The organism is Cupriavidus sp. IDO (assembly GCF_000812465.1).
GTDB lineage: Bacteria > Pseudomonadota > Gammaproteobacteria > Burkholderiales > Burkholderiaceae > Cupriavidus.
The window spans coordinates 1-20,948 of record NZ_JWMA01000035.1 but is presented as its reverse complement, the minus strand read 5'-3'; the positions used below and the strand labels follow the sequence as shown (position 1 = coordinate 20,948).

At 66.0% G+C, this 20,948-nt stretch carries 17 protein-coding genes; 14 read left to right on the top strand and 3 right to left on the bottom strand.

The window, feature by feature from the left end; genetic code table 11:
* Nucleotides 1-217: 217 nt before the first annotated feature.
* From mdcA to mdcH, 7 genes are read left to right on the top strand one after another with little or no spacing between them, the layout of a single operon-like run.
* A complete protein-coding gene (mdcA, locus tag RM96_RS11795) occupies nucleotides 218-1,876 on the top strand; it encodes a malonate decarboxylase subunit alpha (protein ID WP_039010696.1) in 1,659 nt (552 codons plus the stop codon).
* Nucleotides 1,876-2,772 (top strand): triphosphoribosyl-dephospho-CoA synthase, encoded by an 897-nt coding sequence (locus RM96_RS11790; RefSeq protein WP_039010694.1) that lies wholly within the window; start codon nucleotides 1,876-1,878, stop codon nucleotides 2,770-2,772. Before mdcA ends, RM96_RS11790 begins: the two co-directional genes overlap by 1 nt.
* Nucleotides 2,772-3,092: a malonate decarboxylase subunit delta gene (locus tag RM96_RS11785; RefSeq protein ID WP_039010692.1), complete on the top strand. Its 321-nt coding sequence runs from the start codon at nucleotides 2,772-2,774 to the stop codon at nucleotides 3,090-3,092. The genes RM96_RS11790 and RM96_RS11785 overlap by 1 nt, the downstream gene beginning before the upstream one ends.
* Nucleotides 3,089-3,937 carry a biotin-independent malonate decarboxylase subunit beta gene (locus tag RM96_RS11780; RefSeq protein ID WP_039010690.1) on the top strand — a complete coding sequence of 283 codons (849 nt, stop codon included), beginning with the start codon at nucleotides 3,089-3,091 and terminating at the stop codon, nucleotides 3,935-3,937. The genes RM96_RS11785 and RM96_RS11780 overlap by 4 nt, the downstream gene beginning before the upstream one ends.
* A complete protein-coding gene (gene mdcE / locus RM96_RS11775; RefSeq protein ID WP_039010689.1) occupies nucleotides 3,934-4,755 on the top strand; it encodes a biotin-independent malonate decarboxylase subunit gamma in 822 nt (273 codons plus the stop codon). Before RM96_RS11780 ends, mdcE begins: the two co-directional genes overlap by 4 nt.
* Nucleotides 4,756-4,759: 4 nt before the next feature.
* A complete protein-coding gene (locus RM96_RS11770) occupies nucleotides 4,760-5,404 on the top strand; it encodes a malonate decarboxylase holo-ACP synthase (RefSeq protein WP_039010688.1) in 645 nt (214 codons plus the stop codon).
* On the top strand, nucleotides 5,389-6,306 hold the full coding sequence (gene mdcH / locus RM96_RS11765) for a malonate decarboxylase subunit epsilon (RefSeq protein ID WP_039010687.1): 918 nt from the start codon (nucleotides 5,389-5,391) through the stop codon (nucleotides 6,304-6,306). Before RM96_RS11770 ends, mdcH begins: the two co-directional genes overlap by 16 nt.
* Nucleotides 6,307-6,329: 23 nt before the next feature.
* Here the strand turns inward: mdcH and RM96_RS11760 are convergent, their stop codons facing one another.
* Nucleotides 6,330-6,977, bottom strand: a complete 648-nt coding sequence (locus RM96_RS11760) for a LysE/ArgO family amino acid transporter (protein WP_039010686.1) — start codon at nucleotides 6,975-6,977, stop codon at nucleotides 6,330-6,332.
* A 77-nt stretch (nucleotides 6,978-7,054) separates the two neighbouring features.
* Between RM96_RS11760 and RM96_RS11755 the strand changes: the two genes are divergently transcribed.
* Nucleotides 7,055-7,951, top strand: coding sequence for a LysR family transcriptional regulator ArgP (locus RM96_RS11755; protein ID WP_039010685.1), 897 nt, complete (start codon nucleotides 7,055-7,057; stop codon nucleotides 7,949-7,951).
* A gap of 18 nt (nucleotides 7,952-7,969) precedes the next feature.
* Here RM96_RS11755 and RM96_RS11750 read toward each other — a convergent pair whose 3' ends face one another.
* Nucleotides 7,970-11,479 (bottom strand): pyruvate carboxylase, encoded by a 3,510-nt coding sequence (locus tag RM96_RS11750; RefSeq protein ID WP_039010683.1) that lies wholly within the window; start codon nucleotides 11,477-11,479, stop codon nucleotides 7,970-7,972.
* Nucleotides 11,480-12,065: 586 nt separating this feature from the next.
* Complete coding sequence (locus RM96_RS11745; protein ID WP_152624093.1) at nucleotides 12,066-13,448, bottom strand: aminotransferase-like domain-containing protein; 1,383 nt, start codon at nucleotides 13,446-13,448, stop codon at nucleotides 12,066-12,068.
* A gap of 207 nt (nucleotides 13,449-13,655) precedes the next feature.
* Between RM96_RS11745 and cyoA the strand changes: the two genes are divergently transcribed.
* Genes cyoA through RM96_RS11715 form a run of 6 tightly spaced genes read left to right on the top strand, consistent with a single transcriptional unit; the run spans nucleotide 13,656 to nucleotide 19,959 of the window.
* Nucleotides 13,656-14,636, top strand: coding sequence for a ubiquinol oxidase subunit II (gene cyoA, locus RM96_RS11740; protein ID WP_039010794.1), 981 nt, complete (start codon nucleotides 13,656-13,658; stop codon nucleotides 14,634-14,636).
* Between the two features lies 1 nt (nucleotide 14,637).
* Nucleotides 14,638-16,614 carry a cytochrome o ubiquinol oxidase subunit I gene (cyoB, locus tag RM96_RS11735; RefSeq protein WP_039010681.1) on the top strand — a complete coding sequence of 659 codons (1,977 nt, stop codon included), beginning with the start codon at nucleotides 14,638-14,640 and terminating at the stop codon, nucleotides 16,612-16,614.
* 3 nt (nucleotides 16,615-16,617) lie between these two features.
* Entirely contained in the window at nucleotides 16,618-17,262 is a 645-nt protein-coding gene (cyoC, locus tag RM96_RS11730) for a cytochrome o ubiquinol oxidase subunit III (protein WP_039010680.1), read from the top strand.
* On the top strand, nucleotides 17,259-17,636 hold the full coding sequence (cyoD, locus tag RM96_RS11725) for a cytochrome o ubiquinol oxidase subunit IV (protein WP_039010678.1): 378 nt from the start codon (nucleotides 17,259-17,261) through the stop codon (nucleotides 17,634-17,636). The genes cyoC and cyoD overlap by 4 nt, the downstream gene beginning before the upstream one ends.
* 27 nt (nucleotides 17,637-17,663) lie before the next feature.
* Complete coding sequence (locus tag RM96_RS11720; RefSeq protein ID WP_039010677.1) at nucleotides 17,664-19,403, top strand: nitrite/sulfite reductase; 1,740 nt, start codon at nucleotides 17,664-17,666, stop codon at nucleotides 19,401-19,403.
* Nucleotides 19,396-19,959: a DUF934 domain-containing protein gene (locus RM96_RS11715; protein ID WP_039010676.1), complete on the top strand. Its 564-nt coding sequence runs from the start codon at nucleotides 19,396-19,398 to the stop codon at nucleotides 19,957-19,959. The genes RM96_RS11720 and RM96_RS11715 overlap by 8 nt, the downstream gene beginning before the upstream one ends.
* Nucleotides 19,960-20,948: the final 989 nt, after the last annotated feature.

The window sequence follows — 20,948 nt, the reverse complement described above, 5'->3', positions numbered from 1 at the left end:
TGTGGATGTCCGCGCCCGACTGATGCACGGCATGACCCGACTCTAGGAAAGCCCCGCGCCCGCATCAATCAACCGCGCAGGGAGATCGTTACGCTCAGGTTAATCTTGGGCGCTTTGTCATTTACCCTCGGCGTAACGGTCCGACGCCGGGGTTCATTGTTCGGCCGTGCCTGCGGCCCTATCTTTCCGGTATCGATCGCAGCACACCGGAGATGCAATGCCCAAGCCCGTACCGGAACGACAATGGGATACCCGTCGCGCAGAAAAACGGCGCCGCCAAGCCCTCGGCGCCAGGATCGCCACCGGCAAGGTGATCCCGACGGCCGACATCGTGCCCTTTCTCGAAACCATCGCCGCTCCTGGCGACCGCGTGGTGCTCGAGGGGAACAACCAGAAGCAGGCGGATTTCCTTTCCCGCGCGCTGGCCGACGTCGACCCGGCCCGCGTCCACGATCTGCACATGATCATCCCCAGCGTGAGCCGCGTGGAGCACCTGGATCTGTTCGAACGCGGCATCGCCCGCAAGCTGGACTTCGCTTTCGCCGGCACGCAGAGCGTGCGGATCTCGCAGTTCCTGGAGGACGGGCTGCTGGAGGTGGGCGCGATCCACACCTACATCGAGCTCTATGCGCGGCTGTACGTGGACCTGACACCGCAGATCGTGCTGGTTGCCGGCTACAAGGCGGATCGCGACGGCAACCTCTACACCGGCGCCAGCACCGAAGACACGCCGGCGCTGGTGGAGGCCGCCGCCTTCCGCGACGGCATCGTCATCGCGCAGGTCAACGAGATCGTCGACGACGCGGCAGGCCTGCCACGTGTCGACATACCCGGCTCGTGGATCGACTACGTGGTGCAGTCGGACAAGCCCTTCTTCTGCGAACCGCTGTTCACGCGTGATCCGCGCCTGATCAAACCCGTCCACATCCTGATGGCGATGATGGCCATCCGTGGCATCTACGAGCGTCACCAGGTGCAGTCGCTGAATCACGGCATCGGCTTCAACACCGCGGCCATCGAGCTGATCCTGCCCACCTATGGCGAATCGCTCGGCCTGAAGGGCAAGATCTGCAAGTACTGGACGCTGAACCCGCATCCGACGCTGATTCCCGCCATCGAATCCGGCTGGGTCGAGAGCGTGCACAGCTTTGGCAGCGAACTGGGCATGGAGGACTACGTGGCGGCCCGTCCCGACGTCTTCTTTACGGGAGCCGATGGCGCCATGCGCTCCAACCGCGCCTTCTGCCAGCTCGCCGGCCAGTATGCGGTGGACCTGTTCATCGGTTCGACGCTGCAGATCGACGGCGATGGCCATTCTTCCACCGTCACGCGCGGACGCCTGTCCGGCTTCGGCGGCGCCCCGAACATGGGACATAACCCGGGCGGCAGGCGCCACGCCACGCCGGCATGGCTGGACCTGATCGAGACCGACGACCCGCTCGCACGCGGCCGCAAGCTGGTGGTGCAGATGGTGGAGACCTTCCAGGCGGGAGGCAAGCCTACCTTCGTCGAGTCGATGGACGCGGTGCAGGTCGCCAGGGACAGCGGCATGCCGCTCGCGCCGGTCATGATCTACGGCGACGACGTGACCCACGTGCTGACCGAGGAAGGCATTGCCTACCTTTACAAGGCGCGCTCGCTGGAGGAGCGCCGCGCGATGATCGCCGCCGTGGCCGGCGTCACGCCGATCGGCATGCGCCACGACCCCGCGACCACGCGGCGGATGCGCAGCGACGGCCTGATTGCGCTGCCCGAGGATCTCGGCGTGCATCGCGCCGATGCCACGCGCTCGCTGCTGGCGGCAAAGAGCATGGCCGATCTGGTCGAGTGGTCTGGCGGGCTGTACGCGCCGCCGGCACGCTTCAGGAGCTGGTAATGGCGATCCCTGCAAACCTTGCGCTGGCAGCGGCCACTCAGGCCATACCGGCTGCCGCCAGTGCCATCGGAGGCCTGGCCGTCGACGTGCTGATCGAGGAAGCCTCGCTGACACCCAAGCCAGGTCTTGTCGATGCGCGCGGCAGCGGCGCGCACAAGGACATGTCGCTCAGCCTGATGATCCATTCCGCGCGCAGCCTGCGCGGGGCCTTCGTAGCGATGGCGCTGGCGGGCCAGCGTGCCGGGCACATCGACCATGGCTTGCGCGAGCGCCTGGGCGCGCTCGGGCGGGAAGCCGAAGCATCGATGCTGCACGCGACAGGTGGCGTCAACACGCACCGGGGTGCCATCTGGTGTCTCGGGCTGCTGGCGGGCGCGGCGGGCTGGCTGGGCAAGGCGGGCGACGCCGCCAGCGTCGCATCGGTAGCCGGCGCCATCGCGCGGCTGCCGGACCGGCATCGTCCCGTTCATACCGGCAACAAGGGCGAGCTGGCCCGCCGTGCATACGGCGTGGACGGTGCGCGGGGACAGGCCGAGGCTGGCTTTCCGCATGTCGTCGGTATCGGCCTGCCGGCGCTGCACGCGAGCCGGGGCCGGGGCGACGCCGAGTCCAGTGCAAGGGTCAACGCCCTGCTCGCCATCATGGCACGGCTCGACGATACCTGTGTGCTGGTGCGCGCCGGCCGCGAAGGACTGGCCGGCATGCAGGCCGGCGCCGCGGCCGTGCTCGAGGCCGGCGGCGTTGGCACGCTGCCTGGCCGCAGGCGGCTGCGCGAACTGGAGGCCGCCATGCAGGCGCGCAATGCATCACCGGGCGGCGCGGCGGACCTGCTGGCGGCAACCTTATTCCTCGACCGGCTGCCTGCCGCCCATCACGATCAGCATGGAGAGCAATGATGGAACAACTCCGTTTTGAGTACGAGGCCGGCGCACCGGCCCGCCGGCGCGTGCTGGTGGGTGTGGTGGGGTCCGGCGACCTGGAAGTGATGATCGAACCCGGCGAGACCGGCAGGACCACGGTCCATGTGACGACGTCGGTGGACGGCTACGGACGCGTCTGGGATGCGCAGCTCAACCGCGTGTTCAGCGCCGAGCCGCGCGCCGCGATGCGCATCCGCATCCACGACTTCGGCGCTACGCCCGGGGTGGTCGGCATGCGGCTGGCCGAGGCCTTCGAAGCCCTGGACGATGCCTTGGACGGCAAGGAGGACGCATGAACCGCGCCGCCTTGCTGTCTCGCGAGAGCTTTGTCGAACTGGGTGCGCGTGCGCGGGCGCGCGCACTGCTGGACAGCGGTACCTTCCGCGAACTGGCCGGGCCGTTCGACGGCCTGACGTCGCCCTGGCTCGAACGCCAGGGCGTGGTGCCCCAGGGCGACGACGGCGTTATCGTGGCCAAAGGCACCATCGACGGGCACCCCGCCGTGGTGCTTGCCATCGAGGGGGCCTTCCAGGGCGGCAGCCTGGGCGAGGTCGGAGGCGCAAAGATCGCCGGCGCGCTGGAGCTGGCGGCCGAAGACAACCGGCAGGGCTTCCCGGTGCGCGCCGTCATCCTGTTCGAGACGGGTGGCGTGCGGCTGCAGGAAGCCAATCTCGGGCTGGCGGCGATTGCGGAGATCCACGCGGCGATTGTTGACCTGCGCCGTTACCAGCCCGTCATCGGCGTGATCGCCGGCCAGGTGGGCTGCTTCGGCGGCATGTCGATCGCCGCGGGCCTGTGCAGCGCGCTCGTGGTAACGCGCGAGGCCCGGCTGGGCCTGAACGGGCCGGCGGTGATCGAGCAGGAGGCCGGCATTGCCGAATACGACTCGCGCGACCGGCCCTTTATCTGGGGCTTCACTGGCGGCGAGCAACGGATTGCCACCGGGCTGGCGGACCGCTTCGTTGACGATGACAGCGCTGCGATCCGCGCCACGGTAGCCGGGCTCGTCGCGCAACCGCCGGCGGCGGTCCATCGCAGCGACCGGCACGACGATTACCTGCGGCGCCTCGCCGCCTATGATCCCGCCGCCCAGGCGGACCCAGCCACCGTTCGCCGACTCTACGCGGGAGACCAGCGATGAATGACGAATTGAAGACGCCCGGCCGGGGCGAAGCCTGGCTCGCCGCCCTCAGCGGCAATGCGCCGCGGCTGCCTGGCTATCCGCCCTCGGTCCAGGTTGCCGACATCGAAACCGACGGCCGCCGCGCCCGGCTGATCGCGGTTGTTCCCGACGCCGCCAGTCCGTTCCCGCGCGCACGCCACGGCGAGGTCGGCCTGCTGGAGGGCTGGTCGCTGGCCCGCGCCGTGCAGGAAGCCGTCGCGGCTGACCGCGACGCACCGGTCAAGCGCGCGATCATCGCAATCGTCGATACCCCCAGCCAGGCCTATGGCCGGCGCGAAGAGGCATTCGGCATCCACCAGGCGCTGGCCAGCGCGGCGGGGGCGTATGCCACCGCACGTCTGGAAGGGCACCCGGTCATCGCGCTCCTGGTCGGCAAGGCGATGTCCGGCGCGTTCCTCGCCCATGGCTACCAGGCGAACCGGATCCTGGCGCTGGACGACACCGGCGTGCAGGTCCACGCGATGGGCAAGGACGCTGCCGCCCGCATCACGATGCGCAGTGTGGAAGACCTTGAGGCCTTCGCCGCAACCGTGCCGCCGATGGCCTACGACATTGGCGCCTACGCGACGCTCGGCCTGCTCTGGCGTACCGTGCGGGTGTCGAATCCGTCGGCGCCGGATGCCGCCGATCTCGGCATCGTAAGAAGCGCCCTGGCGGATGCCCTGGCCGATATCGAGGCCGATCCGCACCGCGACCTGCGTGGCCGCCTTGGCGGCGAGAACCGCGGCGCCACGCGCCGTGTGCGGGAAGTGCTGACCCGCCAATGGCGGGATTGATGCGATGGGCGCACCCCAGCCACACGACCTGATCTGGCTAGACGACCCTGAGGCATTCGCCGCGCAGGCCGCCCTGCCCGACTGGGCCGGCGCCGCATGGCTGGCACGGGCGCCGGTGGTCGTGCGGCGCGATCGCGCGCCCGACGGCCGCATCCCCATCGGGCTGCGCGGCATGCTCCGCTCGCAGCGCCATGCCGCCTGGCTTCCAGCCGCACAGTGCGCGAAGATCGTCACGCCCATGGATATTGCCAGCCAGGCGCGCTGGCACCTGCATCCGCTCCGCGCGCAAATCCCGGCGCTACGTACGCTGGCGCGGCTGGCGCCCCGGCTCGATTCACTGAGATTGGAGTGGGGCGTGACGGGCGCGGTTGGCTTCAACCTGGCTTCCGGCATCGATGTGCTCCATGCGGGCAGCGACGTCGATCTGTTGCTCATATCACCCAAGCCCCTGGCGCAGGCCGAGACGCAGGCGCTCGGCGCCTTGCTGGAAGCGGCCGAGGAAGCCCGCCTCGATATCCAGGTCGCCACTCCCTACGGCGCCTTCGCACTGCGCGAGCGGCTGCGCACCGGGGGCCGCGTACTGCTCAAGACGGACACGGGGCCGGTCCTGTGCTCCGACCCCTGGCAGCCGCCATGGGCGTGCTGCTGACGTTCCCGGGCCAGGGCGCGCAACGCCCCGGCATGCTGCATGCACTGCCGGAACATCCGGCCGTCGCGCGGACACTGGCCGAAGCGAGGGAAGTGCTGGGCCATGACGTTCTGTCGCTCGATGACGCGCCGCGCCTGGCTTCGACCGTGGCAGTCCAGTTATGCCTGCTGACGGCGGGCGTTGCAAGCGCACGCGCCCTGCTCAATGACGGTGCGCACGCCGACGCCGTGGCCGGACTGTCCATCGGCGCCTACGCGGCGGCGGTAGTAGCCGGCGTGCTGCCGTTCGACGACGCGATCCGGCTGGTCGCCTTGCGCGGCAAACTCATGGAAGACGCCTTTCCGCGCGGATATGGCATGACGGCGATCCTCGGCCTCGAACGCGGCCCGCTGGAGGCCGTGATTGCGGCCGCCCACGGCCCCGCGTCGCCGGTCTATCTCGCCAACCACAATGCCGAGATGCAGTTCGTGATCGCCGGTGCCGACGCCGCGATGGCTCGCGTTGCCGAGCTTGCGAAGGCAGCCGGCGCCCGCGAAGCCAGGCGGGTAGCGATTTCCGTCCCGTCGCATTGCGCCTTGCTCGATGACCCGGCCGAGGCGCTCGCGCAGGCCTTCGCCGGCGTCAGTGCGCGGCGTCCTTTGCTGCGCTACTTCAGCGCCAGCGCGGCCAGGGAACTGAGGGACCCGTCTCGCATCACGGCCGATCTGGCCCGCAATATGGCGCTGCCGGTGCGCTGGCACGAGACCATGCAGCTGGCGCGAGCCTGCGACATGCGGCTCGCCGTGGAGATGCCACCGGGCAATGTACTGACCCGCCTGTGCCTCCCACTCTTTCCGAACGCCGTGGCGCTCGGGGAAACGAGACCTGAGAGCGTGCGACTTCTGACTTTGCGGGAAGCTTGAACAGCGCTCCGAGCTTCGCTCCACTAATTGTTGAGTACGTGACGCAGCAGCAGGGCGGACAGCGCGAACATGGTCATGCCGATCAGCCCGTCCAGCACCTGCCAGGCCCTCGGCCGGGCGAACCAGGGCGCCAGCCAGCGTGCGCCAAACCCGAGAAGCCCAAACCAGAGCAGGCTGGCAGAGCTTGCACCCGCCACGAACCAGCCCCGTAGCGCTGCTGGTTGCTGGGCACCGATGCTGCCCACCAGCAGTACCGTATCCAGGTAGACATGGGGGTTGAGCAGCGTGAAGGCCGCCGCCTGCGCCAATGCCGCTGCCCGGCTGAGACCGGCCCCACCCTCGGTCGCTTTCAGTTGCTGCGAATGCCGCGCGCGTCGCAGCGCCTGCCATCCATATACCGCCAGGAAGACGGCACCCGCCAGCGCGAGTGCACGAGCCAGGCCGGGCCGCTCCCCCAAGGCCTGGGCCATGCCCATGACGCCCGCGGCAATCAGCAAGGCGTCCGCCATGGCGCAGAACAGCACCACGCTGCCCACATGCTCGCGGCGCAGTCCCTGGCGCAGTACGAAAGCATTCTGTGCGCCGATGGCCACGATAAGCCCAAGGCTCAGGGCCAGGCCCTGGAGCGCAATGGTGATGGAAAGCGAAGCGGTGGCAAGAGAGGTATCCATGCATCGAGCTTGCCCGCACCCGAGGATGAAGACAAACTATCTTTCCTTCATTCCGTTTAGCTGAACTTAACTTACTTATGCTGGACTACTCCGCCCTATCGGCATTGACTGCCGTCGTTCGGGAGGGCAGCTTCGAGCGTGCAGCTCGCGCACTCCATGTGACGCCATCGGCGATTTCGCAGCGCATCCGGCTGCTGGAGGAGCGCACAGGCTGCGCGCTGGTGGTGCGCGATCAGCCCTGCCGGGCCACGGAGACGGGGCGCCGGCTGTGCCAACACATCGACCGTGTGCGGCTGCTCGAGCAGGAGTTGCAAGGCGCACTGCCGGCGCTTGCCCCGGATGGCATTGCACGGGTAGCGCTGCCCATCGCGGTGAATGCCGACAGCCTGGCCACCTGGGCCGCCCCGGCCATCGCCGCCTTCGCTGCGGAAAGTCCGGTGTTGATGGAGGTGGCTGTGGACGACCATGAACACACCGCCGAGTGGTTGCGCAGCGGTGCGGTGCTGGCTGCCGTAACGGCCACGGTCCGTCCTGCCGCAGGTTGCAACAGCCGCCCGTTGGGCGCCATGCGTTACCTGGCCGCCGCCAGCCCCGCATTCGTGCAACGCTATTTCGCCAACGGCGTGGGCGCTGGCAGCCTGGCGAAGGCACCCAGCCTGGTGTTCAACACCAAAGATGAGTTGCAAGCGCGCTGGGCGCGGCGCTTGTGCCATCGGCACGTGGAGCTTCCCCGGCACACCTTGCCTTCGCCACAGGCTTTTGTGACCGCAGCCGTGGCAGGCATGGGCTGGGGCCTGCATCCGCAGTCACTGATCGCTCCGCATCTTGAGGATGGCTCGCTCGTCGAGCTGGTGCCAGATACCCCGCTGGATGTACCGCTTCACTGGCAACACGCACGCGCGGCATCAGGACTGCTCGATGGTTTGAGTCGCGAGGTTCTGGCCGCTGCCCGCGCCGCGCTGTTACCGCCCTGAGTTGCGTCGGGTCAGATATCAATCCGCAGGCTTCAACTCGATCAGCAGATCCTTCGCGGCCACACGGTCACCCTGTTTCACGTGCACCGCGGCGATTTCGCAGTCGCGCTCCGCCGCGATATGGGTTTCCATCTTCATCGCCTCCAGCGCCATCAGCGTCGTACCCGCTGCCACGCGCTGCCCCGGCTGGACCGCGACCGTCACGATCGAGCCCGGCATGGGTGCGGCGATATGCAGCGGATTGCCGGGCTCGGCGACCGGACGGCTGCTGCGCGCTACGCTCGCATGCGTGGTACTGCGCTGCTCGACCAGCGTTGTGCGCGATTGTCCGTTCAGTTCGAACTGGACCTTGATGACGCCTTCTTCGGCATCCGGGTGCGTGCCTTGCAGGGAAACCAGCAGGGTCTTGCCCGCCGCGATGTCGATGGCCACTTCTTCCTGCGGCTGTGGGCCATACAGGAATGCCGGCGTGGGCAGCACCGACGTGTCGCTATAGACGCGCACATGCGCGTGGTAGTCGCTGGCCTGCTTCGGATACATCAGGTAGGAAGCCAGCTGCCGGTCGTCGAGCGCCTGCTCGCAGGCCGCTTCGCCCGCGGCGCGCGCCGCATCGAGATCGACTGCCGGGATCTGGTCCCCCGGCCGGTAAGGCACAGGCGGCTCGCCCCGGAGCACCTTGCGCGACAGTTCCGCGGGGAAGCCGTCAGGCGGGAAGCCCAGTTCGCCCTTGAACAACGAGACCACCGATTCAGGAAACGCGATTTCCTTGGCCGGATCGGACACATCGGCGGCGGTCAGGTCGTTGGCCACCATCATCAATGCCATGTCCCCCACCACCTTGGACGTGGGCGTCACCTTGACGATGTCGCCGAACAAGTGGTTGACATCGGCGTAGGCGCGCGACACCTCGGTCCAGCGATGCTCGATCCCGAGCGAGCGGGCCTGCTCGCGCAGGTTGGTGTACTGGCCGCCCGGCATCTCGTGACGGTACACGTCGGCCGTGCCAGCGCGGATTTCGGATTCGAACGGCGCGTAGTAGCGACGCACCCCTTCCCAGTACATCGACGCCTCATGCAGGCGCTCCAGGCTGAGTCCGGGATCGCGTTCGCTGCCCGCGAGGGCCGCGGCGATGCTCGACAGGTTAGGCTGCGAGGTGAGCCCGCTCATGGCATCGAGCGCGCCGTCCACGGCATCGCAGCCGGCCTCGATGGCAGCCAGCGCGGAAGCGGCCGAGATGCCGCTGGTATCGTGCGTATGGAAATGCACGGGCAGCCCGGTTTCTTCCTTGAGCGTCCTGACCAGTGCAGCCGCCGCCTGCGGACGGCAGATGCCAGCCATGTCCTTGATGCCCAGCACGTGCACGCCGGCACGCTGCAGTTCGCGGGCGATACCGACGTAGTACTTCAGGTCGTACTTGGCGCGCGCCGGGTCGAAGAGATCGCCCGTATAGCAGATCGCGCCTTCGCACAGCGCACCGCTTTCGCATACGGCGTCGATCGCCACACGCATATTGCGCACCCAGTTGAGCGAATCGAACACGCGGAACACGTCCACCCCGGCGCTGGCGGCCTGGCGCACGAAGAATCGCACCACGTTGTCCGCGTAATTCGTGTAGCCGACAGCGTTCGAACCGCGCAGCAGCATCTGGAACAGCACATTGGGCACGCGCTCGCGCAACTGCTCAAGGCGTTGCCACGGATCTTCCTTGAGGAAGCGCAGCGCCACGTCGAAGGTGGCGCCGCCCCAGCATTCCAGCGAGAACAGCTGCGACAGCTCGCGCGCGTAGAACGGCGCGATCGGCAGCATGTCCGCAGTGCGCATGCGCGTGGCGAACAGCGACTGGTGCGCGTCGCGCATGGTGGTGTCGGTCAGCAGCACTTGCTTCTGGTCCAGCATCCACTGCGAGAACTTCTCCGCGCCGAGCTCGCGCAGCCGGTCGCGCGTACCGTAGGGCAGCGCACCGCTGGTGTCGAAGGCGGGCAGCACCGGCGTGGGCAGCGGCAGCGATGGCAGCGTGCGGCCGCTCATCTCCGGGTGCCCGTTGACGCTGACCTCGCCCAGATAGCGCAGCAGCTTGGTGGCGCGGTCCAGGCGCCTGGTGAACGCCAGCAGTTCCGGCGTCAGGTCGATAAAGCGCGTGGTGACGTCGCCGGACTTGAACGCGGGATGGTTGATGACGTTCTCGAGGAACTGCAGGTTGGACGCAACGCCGCGGATGCGGAACTCGCGCAGCGCGCGGTCCATGCGCCGGATCGACTCGGGCGCGGTCGGCGCCCAGGTCGTGACCTTGACCAGCAGCGAATCGTAGTAAGGGGTGATCACCGCGCCGCCGTAAGCGGTGCCGGCATCCAGGCGCACGCCGAAGCCCGCCGCGCTGCGGTAGGCGGTGAGCCGTCCATAGTCCGGCAGGAAGCCGTTCTCCGGGTCCTCGGTCGTGATCCGGCATTGCAGCGCATGCCCGTTCAACGCAATCTCCGCCTGGGCCGGAACGCCCGCGGCGCGCACGATGATGTCGCCGTTCTCATCGCGGGTGTTCTCGGTCATGCCGATATGGCCACCCTCGGTGATGCGGATCTGCGCCTTGACGATATCGATCCCGGTGACCATCTCCGTGACCGTATGCTCGACCTGGATGCGCGGATTGACCTCAATGAAGTAGAACTGGCCAGAGTCGGCATCCATCAGGAATTCGACCGTGCCGGCGTGCGTGTATCCGACCGCGCGCATAAGCCGCAGTGCCGACTCGCACAGCGCGGCGCGGCCGGCATCGTCGAGGTATGGGGCGGGCGCCCGCTCGACAACCTTCTGGTTGCGCCGCTGCACGGTGCAGTCCCGCTCGTAGAGATGCACGAGGTTGCCATGCGTGTCGCCGAGCGCCTGCACCTCGACATGGCGCGCGTTGCGCACCAGCTTTTCGACATACACCTCATCGTTGCCGAACGCGGCCAGCGCCTCGCGCCGTGCCGCGGCGAGCGCGCCCTCGAGGTCCTGCTCGCTTTCTAGGACCCGCATGCCGCGTCCGCCACCGCCCCAGCTCGCCTTGAGCATCAGCGGATAGCCAATGCCGGCGGCCAGTTGTTTGCACGCCTCCAGGTCATGGGGCAACGGATCGGTTGCCGGCATCACCGGCACGCCCGCGGCGATCGCCGCGTTGCGCGCCGCCACCTTGTTGCCAAGCTTGCGCATGACCTCGGGCGACGGGCCGATCCAGCGAATCCCCGCATCGATCACCGCCTGCGCGAAGTCCGGGTTTTCAGAGAGGAAGCCATAGCCCGGATGGATCGCATCGACCTTCGCCTGCCTGGCAATACGCAGGATGTCGTCGATGTCGAGATAAGCCGCCAGCGGCTTCTTGCCCTCGCCGACCAGGTAGCTCTCGTCTGCCTTGAAGCGATGGAGCGCGAGGCGGTCTTCCTTCGAATAGATCGCCACGGTGCGAACATTCATCTCGGCCGCCGCACGCATCACGCGGATCGAGATCTCGGAACGGTTGGCAATCAGCAGGGATTTGATCGGGGTGTAGTCCATGGGGCGCGCAAGAGAAATGAACCAGCCGTGCGCAACGGCACGGCGTGGTCAATGGATCGGAGAGCAGGAGAAGGATTGAGACTTCGCCGGGTTGCTAGTCGTAGTGAGCAAACGGGGTGTGCGAATCCATCCAGTCGTAGTGCCCTGTCGTAGCCGCCCAGGCCCAGTTTGTTCGCCCTGGCGACTGCTCATTGCTGTCGCAATGCTCGCCTCGCTTCTGTCCAGCACGCGGCTTGCTGTCATCGCCGGCAAGCTCGCGGCTGTCCGCGCCGGCTCCGTGTCTTCCGTAGTACATCGCGGTGCATTCCTCTTCAAGATTAAGGGCGCCAGCCCTTCCACGCAACGCGACAGCCAGGCGACGGCAAATTTGCAGGCACAACCAGGGGCGTGCCCGCTCGATCTTCCTTGCGCAAGAAGTGGGCCACTCGGACTCGATCGTGTATCCCTTTGATTTAACGAGAGATTTTCAAGTGAGTCAGCCAGTGTAATTTCACAATTGAAATCCAACATTTCATCTGTGAAATACGCAACCCGCAACGTGGCATGCGAATCCTGGCGCTGGCCAGCGCTGCGCCAGCATTGGCACCTATACGACCAGCTCCGGCCCCGGCGCCGGCCTGCGCTCCAGCAATGCCGCCAGTTTGCGCAAGGCCTGCGACAACTGCGCCCGATCCCGGACGCCGCCAAGCGAGATGCGGATGGCATTCGGCGGGTTGGCGCCATCCCAGAATGCATCAGAAGGTGTGACCCGCAGGTCCTCCGCCAGCGCCGCCTGGGTCAGTTGGTGCGTGGACCAGTGTTCCGGCAGGCGGTGCCATGCATGGATCGCGCCTGGGGGCGGTTGTCCGATCCCGCTCAACCACCTGTTGGCCAGTTCGCATCGGGCGAAGGCCTCGGTGCGGATACCGTCGAGCAGCTGGGTCGCGGAGCCGTCATGTATCCATTGCGTGGCCAGCGCTGCCGTCATCGGCGCCGCCATCAAGGTGAAGGCGCGCAGCGCGGCGAGCAGGTCGTCGCCTGACCTGCCTTCGGGCAACAGGACGTAGGCCGTGCGCAATCCCGGGCTCAGCGTCTTGGACAGCGTCGATATGTAGTACGTCCGTGCCGGCGCAAAGGCAGCCAGTGGTGGTGGCGCACCCGGTGTCAGCAGCCAGTAGGGGTCGTCTTCCAGCAAGGTGACGCCACATTGATCGGCGACACGGCCAATTTCCGCCCTGCGCGAGGCGGGCATGGTATGCGTGGTCGGGTTTTGCGCCGTCGGGTTCAGGTAGGCCAGCGTCGCACCGTCAGCGCTGGCCGCTGCGAGCGCATCCGGCAGCATCCCGTCGCCGTCGCACCTCGCGACGACAACGCGCCGCCCGAGCCGGGCCGCCGCGGCACGAATGCCGGGGTAGGCCAGCGGCTCGGTAACGATTGCATCGCCGGGACGCGTCCTGGTCAGGATCAGCGCTGCCAGTGCCGCCTGCGCGCCGGGGCAGACCACGAGTCGCGCGGTATCGACGTGACCGAATACCTGTGCCAGCCAGATTGCACCGGCCGCCCGGTCGGATGCGCTGCCCCCGCCCAGTTGGTATGTCATCAGCAGATGCGGGTCACTGCGCAACAAGACCTGCGACAGGCCGCGCCGCAGCAGGTCCTGGAAGTCCAGCCCCGCCGGCGGCGGCGGCACGTTCATGCTCATGTCTACCACCCGGGCCAGCTCGGCGCGCGGGGCGGCGATAAAGGTGCCAAGCGCGCCCCTGGCGTCGATCAGCTGCCTGCGCTTGGCCTCGGTGTAGGCGCGCGTCACGGTCGTGAGATCCACGCCCAGCGACCTGGCGAGGCTGCGTTGCGGCGGCACGCGGTCTCCGGCAACGAGACGGCCCTCACCGATTGCCCGCTCGATGAAATCCACGATCTGCAGGTACCGTGCGCCGCCCCTGCGCGTGATCCTCAGATCCCATTTTGCGTCGATGTTGGCTGCTTGCATGGCTTTCACGAGAGAAAAGTTCCTCGATGTATGGGTTTTGTCTTCCGCTAGCATGCCAGACAACATCACGGGAATCCATACAACCCTCACGCCGGTGTGACGAGCAAAACACTGTGGCACAGGCAGGCATCGCTGACGCGGCAAGGCGCGGGCGCCGGAGGAAAGGGGCAACGGATACCTCGGTGATGCGCAACCAAGGTGTCCGAAATGCTCAAACCTATCGCCGGGCCGGCAGACAAGAATCGACATGGCCCGTCCCCCCGGATTTCCCCACGCTTCGCCGCGCTTGTCCTGGCCGCGGTCGGCAGTGCACTGCTCAGCGGCTGTAACCTCGAGCTGCTTGCCCCAAAGGGCAGCGTCGGCGAACAGGAGAAATCGCTGATCCTGATCTCGCTGTTCGTCATGCTGATGGTCGTCATTCCGGTGATTGTCCTGACGCTGTGGTTCGCCTGGCGCTATCGCGAGACCAATACCCAGGCCACCTACGCCCCGAAGTGGGCGCACTCCACCAAAATCGAGATCGTGGTGTGGGGCATCCCCTGCGTGATCGTGGCCTGCCTGGCTGTGCTGATCTGGGACTCGACGCACAAGCTCGATCCTTATCGGCCGCTGCAGTCGCAGGTCAAGCCGGTCCAGGTCGATGTGATCGCCCTGAACTGGAAATGGCTGTTCATCTATCCGGAATACGGCGTTGCATCGCTGAACCAGCTTGCGATCCCCGTCGGCACGCCGATCAACTTCCGGCTGACCGCGGAATCGATGATGAACTCGTTCTTCATTCCGCAACTGGGCAGCATGGTCTACGCCATGGCGGGCATGCAGACACGCCTGCACCTGGTCGCCGACACGCCCGGCGTCTATCTCGGGCAGTCGGCCGCCTACAGCGGTCCGGGCTTCTCGGACATGCACTTCAAGACGCTGGCGACCTCGCGCGAAGAGTTCGATGCCTGGATCCAGGCTGCGCGCGCATCATCCCAGGCGCTCGACCTGAAGACCTACCGCACCCTGGAGCTGCCGAGCAGCAAGGACCCCGCCACGCTGTACGCCTCCGTCGCACCGAAGCTGTTCGACCAGGTCGTCGACAAGTACATGCTGGCAAACGGCCAGATCTGCCGCGCGGACACACCCGAATCTCTGCAGGCCTTCCAGCGCGTCCCGTCGGCGCCCGCTGGCCGCATGGAGCAATAACATGCTTGGAAAACTCAACCTGGACGCCATTCCCCTCCATGAGCCGATCATCATGGGGACGCTGGCCGTCGTGATCGTGCTGGGCGCCGCACTGATGGGCGCCATCACGTACTACGGCAAGTGGAAGACCCTGTGGAACGACTGGATCTGCTCGGTCGACCACAAGAAGGTCGGCGTGATGTACATCATCCTGGCGCTGGTGATGCTGCTGCGCGGCTTTGCCGACGCCATCATGATGCGCGTGCAGCAGGCAATCGCTTACGGGGATGCCGCGGGCTACCTGCCGCCGCACCATTACGACCAGATCTTCACGGCCCACGGCGTGATCATGATCTTCTTCGTGGCCACGCCACTGGTGCTCGGCCTGATGAACGTGATCGTGCCGCTGCAGATCGGCGCGCGCGACGTCGCCTTCCCGTTCGTCAATTCGCTGAGCTTCTGGATGTCGGCAATGGGCGCGGTGCTGGTGATGCTGTCGATGTTCGTCGGCGACTTCGCGGCCACCGGCTGGGTGGCCTACCCGCCGTTGTCCGGACTCGGCTACAGCCCGACACCAGGCGTTGACTACTACATCTGGTCACTGCAGATATCCGGGCTTGGCACCACGCTGACGGGCATCAATTTCATCGTCACGATCCTGCGCATGCGCGCGCCGGGCATGAACATGATGAAGATGCCGGTCTTCACCTGGACTGCGCTGATCACCAACATCCTGATCGTGGCGATCTTCCCGGTACTGACCGCCACCCTCGCCCTGCTCACCGCCGACCGCTACCTCGGCATGCATTTCTTTACCAATGAGCTCGGCGGCAACGCCATGATGTACGTGAACCTGATCTGGGTCTGGGGCCACCCGGAGGTCTACGTGCTGATCCTGCCGGCGTTCGGCGCCTTTTCCGAGATCATCGCCACGTTCTCGCGCAAGCCCCTGTTCGGCTACAAGTCGATGGTGTACGCCACCTCGTCGATCGGCGTGCTGTCGTTCTTCGTCTGGCTGCACCACTTCTTCACCATGGGTTCGGGCGCGAACGTCAATGCCTTCTTCGGCATCATGACCTCGATCATCTCGATCCCCACGGGTGTCAAGCTGTTCAACTGGCTGTTCACCATGTACCGGGGCCGGATCCGCTTCCATACCTCGACCATGTGGACCATCGGCTTTATGGTGACGTTCGCGGTCGGCGGCATGACCGGCGTGCTGCTAGCCATCCCCGGGGCCGACTTCGTGCTGCACAACAGCCTGTTCCTGGTCGCGCACTTCCACAACGTGATCATCGGCGGCGTGCTATTCGGCTGCCTGGCCGCGATCAGCTTCTGGTTCCCGAAGGTGTTCGGCTTCAGGCTGAACGAGTTCTGGGGCAAGGTCTCGTTCTGGTGCTGGCTGACCGGCTTCTTCCTGGCCTTCATGCCGCTCTACGTGCTCGGCTTCAAGGGCATGACCCGCCGGATGAACCACTATGCCAACGTCGACTGGCATCCCTACCTGGTGGTGGCGCTGGTGGGTGCCTTCGTCATCGGCGCCGGCATCCTGGCGATGATGGTGCAGTTCGCGGTCAGTATCCGCGACCGCAAGCAGAACCAGGATCTGACCGGCGACCCATGGGATGGCCGCAGCCTGGAGTGGTCGACGGCCTCGCCCGCGCCCTTCTACAACTTCGCCCATGTGCCGCAGATCACATCGCTGGAACAGCACTGGGACGACAAGGAGGCAGGCCGCGCCTGGCGCCAGCCGGCGCGTTACGAGGACATCCACATGCCGCGCAACACCTCGGCAGGCTTCATCGTGTCGGCGTTCGGCCTGTTGCTCTGCTTCGCGCTGGTCTGGCACATGTGGCTGGTCGCCGTCGCCGGGCTGGTCGGCGCCATCGCGACCTTCATCATGCGCAGCTATGACCGCGACGTGGACTACTACGTCCCGGCCGCCGAAGTCGAGCGGATCGAACGCGCGCGCTACGCACAACTGCAAGAAGCTGCCTGACCCATGAACCCGACGCTCTCCCCTATCCTGCACCCCCCCACGCCCGAGACAACACGCGACGCAACACACGACGCGGCGCACCACCATCACGAAGCCGGCTCGCACACCCCGCTGGGGTTCTGGCTCTACCTGATGAGCGACTGCCTGATCTTCGCGGTGCTGTTCGCCACCTTCGGCGTACTGTCCGGGAACACCGCCGGCGGCCCCGGCGGCCGGCAACTGTTCGAGCTGCCGTTCGTGTTCGCCGAGACCATGGTGCTGCTGCTCAGCAGCTACACCTTCGGCCTGGCCATGCTCAGGCAGGACGCCAATGCCGCGCCGCGGATGATCCGCTGGCTGATGGTTACCTTCGTGCTCGGCGCGCTGTTCATCGCCATGGAAGTCTACGAGTTCGCGCATCTGCTGCATGAGGGCGCGGGCCCCGGCGTCAGCGCTTACCTGTCGGCCTTCTTCACGCTGGTCGGCACGCACGGACTGCATGTCACGTCGGGCCTGCTGTGGCTTGCGGTAATGATCCACCAGATCCGGCATTTCGGGCTCGACGATATCGTGCGCCGCCGCCTTGCCTGCCTGAGCCTGTTCTGGCACTTCCTGGACCTGGTCTGGATCTGCGTCTTTACCTTCGTCTATCTGCGGGAGTTCGCATGAAGCCGTCCCATCTCCATTCCGTCCATGCGCACGAGCCAGCCGTGCATGGCAGCGTGCGCAGCTACACCATCGGCCTGCTGCTGTCGGTAGCACTCACCATTGGGTCCTTTGCGGCGGTGATGACCGGGTCGCTGCAGACGCACGTCGCGATCGCGCTGGTCGTCGGCCTTTGCGTCGCACAACTGCTGGTGCAGCTGGTGTACTTCCTGCATCTCGGCACCGGTCCCGGCCAGCGCGGCAACACCGCCATCTTTGCCTGTACCGGCTTCCTGATCGTCATCGTCGTGGCCGGCTCGCTTTGGGTGATGCACAACGCCAATATCAACATGATGCCGACCGATATGTCCATCGAACGGGCCCGGGCCAAAGACTAGCGCTCGCGCGCAAGGAGGTTTTCCACCATGTATGTCTATGACGCCATTGACCAGCAGCTGGTCGACGAACGGGTCGTACAGTTCGCCGACCAGACGCGCCGTTTCCTGACCGGCGAACTCAGCGAGGAAGAGTTCCGCGTGCTGCGGCTGCAGAACGGCCTCTATATCCAGCGCCATGCGCCCATGCTGCGCGTGGCGATTCCCTACGGCATGCTGGCGTCGCGGCAGTTGCGCAAGCTCGCCGAGATCGCGCGCCGCTGGGACCGAGGCTACGGGCATTTCAGCACGCGCCAGAACCTGCAGTTCAACTGGCCGCGGCTCGAAGATGCTCCCGCCATTCTCGCGGAGCTGGCCACGGTGCAGATGCACGCGATCCAGACCAGCGGCAACTGCATCCGCAATACCACCACCGACCACTTTGCCGGCATTGCGCCCGACGAACTGGTGAACCCGCTGGTGTGGTGCGAGATTGTCAGGCAATGGTCGATGCTGCATCCGGAGTTCGCCTTCCTGCCGCGCAAGTTCAAGATCGCCATCAGCGGCGCGAAGACGGACAGGGCAGCGGTCGGGGTCCATGACATCGGGCTGCAGGCCGTGGAACAGGACGGGCAGACCGGCTTCAAGGTCTGGGTCGGTGGGGGCATGGGCCGCACGCCGATCGTGGGCAAGCTGATCAATCCCTTCGTGCCGTGGCGGGACCTGCTGACCTACCTGCAGGCCACGCTGCGTGTCTACAACCTGCACGGCCGCCGCGACAACAAGTACAAGGCACGCATCAAGATCCTGGTGAAAGACCTGACCCCCGAGGTCTTCCGGGCCCAGGTGGAAGAACAGTGGAAACGCATCCGCGGGGGCCCGGACACCGTATCTGAAGGCTTCGTCGCGTCCATCACCGAGCGCTTCACGATCCCGCCGTATGACCCCACTGCCGCGGACGAGCCGGACGAGTCAGCCGAACTGGCGAAGACTGACCGCGCCTTCCGCCTCTGGCTGAAGAGCAACGTGCACGGGCACCGGGTGCCTGGCTACGCGGCCGTCACGGCGTCACTGAAAACCACCGGGCAGGCGCCCGGCGACATCACCGCCGAACAGATGGAGGTCATGGCCGATCTCGCCGAGCGCCACGGCTTTGGCGAGCTGCGTGTGTCGCACGAGCAAAACCTGATCCTTGCCGACGTCCGCCGCAGCCGCCTGCACGCCTTGTGGCGGGAGCTGGATGCCGCCGGGCTGGCCACGCCGAACGTGGGCCTGATCACCAACATCATCGCCTGCCCCGGGGGCGACTTCTGCTCGCTGGCCAATGCCGTCTCGATTCCGCTGGCCCAGGCGATCCAGGAGCGCTTCGACGATCTCGACCATGTGCACGACATCGGCGAACTGGACCTGAATATCTCCGGCTGCATCAACTCCTGCGGGCACCACCATATCGGCCACATCGGCATCCTCGGCGTCGACAAGGCCGGCGAGGCCTGGTACCAGATCACCATCGGCGGCCGGCAGAACGGCGCCGACGGCCAGCGCAGCACTGATGGTGTAGCGGCCGGCGGCGCGGCCATCGGGCGCATCATCGGGCCGTCCTTTGCCCAGGAGCAGGTTCCGGACGTGGTGGAGCGGCTGATCGAAACCTATCTGTCGCATCGGGACAGCGAAGCCGAGCGCTTTGTCGACGTGGTCGGGCGCATCGGCATCGAACCATTTCAACGTGCTGTGTACCCGGACGCCAATACCGGCGCGCGGCGAGGGCGCCAGGAGACAGTGAATGCCTGAGCATGACCATGCCGCCGGGCAGATCCGGCGCAATGTGATCCGTGGCGGGCGCTTGCTCGCGGACAACTGGCGTGCGCACATCTGGGACGCGCACGCCTCGGACGATGCCTGCCCCTCTGACGAGCCCGGCTACCTTGTAACACTTGAAAACTGGCTAGCCTGCCGCGGCCGGTACCGCCTTCGGCGGCATCCGGTCGCGATATACCTGTCGCCGGATGCCGAGCCGCAGTCTTTGCTGGAGCCCGGTGCGACGGTCATTGATCCGACCGGCATCGCGATGATTGCCATCGACTTCCCGGTCTACACCGACGGCCGTGGCTATTCCCTTGCACAACTGCTGCGTCACCAGCTTGGCTGGTCCGGTGAGCTGCGCGCAGTGGGCGATGTGATGATCGATACCATGCACTACCTGGCCCGTTGCGGCTTCAACAGTTTCGCGGTCAAGCCCGGGCACGACCCGGAAGCAGCCTTGCGTGCCCTGGCGACGTTCTCGTCGTCGTACCAGCGTAGCTATGAAGATGCACTGCCAAGCCAGCCGGCCCCACTCCCCGCCTGACGAGCTGTGGTCTGCTATTGCAGCCTTATCGAGCGAGCAGCTGCATACCATTGTCGATATCGCGCTCGCCTCACCGAACGCGCCGACAGATCTTGCTTCGTTCAGGGATCGCATACTAGGTGTCTTTGAAAACGTTGCGGGATTCGATTCCACGCCGCCATCGGCATCCATCATGCAAGCGCTCTGGGAGAAATATCGGCTTGCCCGGCCCTCGCGCTCCGATCCCGCACAACCGGAATAGGCCCGCAAAAATGGCTCGCCTGTTAATTGACGAGCTACTTAAAAAGGTTCACCGCCGATCTGCGTGATTCCTTGAAGGTAGAAGGGCTGAAGGCCGAGTTCGGCCATCTTCAGCCGTGCGCCTTCGCGCTCAGACAGCCATTCAAGCGGCCGCTCCGCTCAAACAACGGACTCGTTCTAATCGAGCGCACTGGAGCGGAACAGGCCGGCGTCGTTGACAACCGTTTCGAAGCGCTGCGCGGTGACTGGATCGGCCATTGTGAAATTTCTGCTGTAACCGCAATCCGTGACCGACTGTTAACAACAAGACCGCCGGCATGCCATTTTTATGGTTCTTCGCCGATTTGTGGGGCTGGGATTTTGCAGGGGGCTGTTGCTGACGGGCCCCGGGGGTAGTGGCTGCGGCTTGACGCTGTCGATGGTTCGACGGCACCGTTTCGCCCTGTCGGGCGAGTCACTTTTGTCCGAGCCCTCCATGTCAGGATAGTTGTCGCCCCGCCGTCTTTCGAGGTCGGGAGGACGGCCTGTCAATGCCTCGCGCCGTCTCGTCACAACGCGGCAGGCATCGTAGCTATGCCCTGAAGCCCATACCCGTACAAAAACGCAGGCAGACTACGATAAGACTCCCGCCCGGCGGGCAAGAAGGCGCCCTTTGCCTACTTTTGGGCGCCGTCCAAAAGATGGAATGAACGCGCCCCGGCCTCTCGCTAACCGTCAACGAGTAGCCAGCAGGCATGGTGGGAGAGTGA